Annotated in this window: 1 pseudogene; it reads left to right on the top strand. The window is 53.5% G+C overall.

Features of this window, described 5'->3' with window-relative positions:
* Nucleotides 1–157: pseudogene (locus ACNQQL_RS36055) on the top strand (IS256 family transposase); the annotation flags it as partial.
* Between the last annotated feature and the right edge of the window lie 404 nt (nucleotides 158–561).

Here is a 561-nt window from a genome sequence, read left to right as displayed (position 1 = left end):
CGGCCACTTCCCGAGCGACGAAGCCGCCAGCAAACTGCTGTATCTAGCCTTGCGCAACATCGAAAAGGACTGGAAGATGCCGCCTATCACTTGGCGGCAAGCAGTCAATCACTTCGCCATTCTGTTCGGCGAGCGATTCACCGCCGCCATCAGCTGAGATTTTTAACCGACCTCAGCACACGAAATTCCTGACACGTCCGAAGCGCGACATAGGCGCGCACCACGGCTCAATGTCGACGGCCTCCCCCACCCAGGAAAACAGGCATTAAAGTCGCGCCCCCGTCTTTTGGACGAGAGCTATATTGTTGCGCACGCACCTAAGTTGTTGATCATCGGTTACGTGCACGCCATGCTCTTGTCACGATCGACTTTCCTCATTACGCCGCTTGTGAGCCACATCTGACATTGCAAGCTCCTGAAGGCGCATTAGCAAAATCTTCGCACGTATATTGTAGTGGTCTAATGAATCCGGACACTGATTTAGGCGAGAATGTTCGCCATGAAGAGGTGTCTGATGAGCAAGCAACGACGTACGTTTTCCCCGGAGTTCAAACAGCAAGC

The sequence above is a fragment of the Burkholderia sp. LFS061 genome (genome assembly GCF_047978125.1).
GTDB lineage: Bacteria > Pseudomonadota > Gammaproteobacteria > Burkholderiales > Burkholderiaceae > Burkholderia > Burkholderia pyrrocinia_C.
The sequence above is the reverse complement of the archived record's forward strand: the minus strand, read 5'-3'. Positions and strand labels throughout refer to the sequence as shown.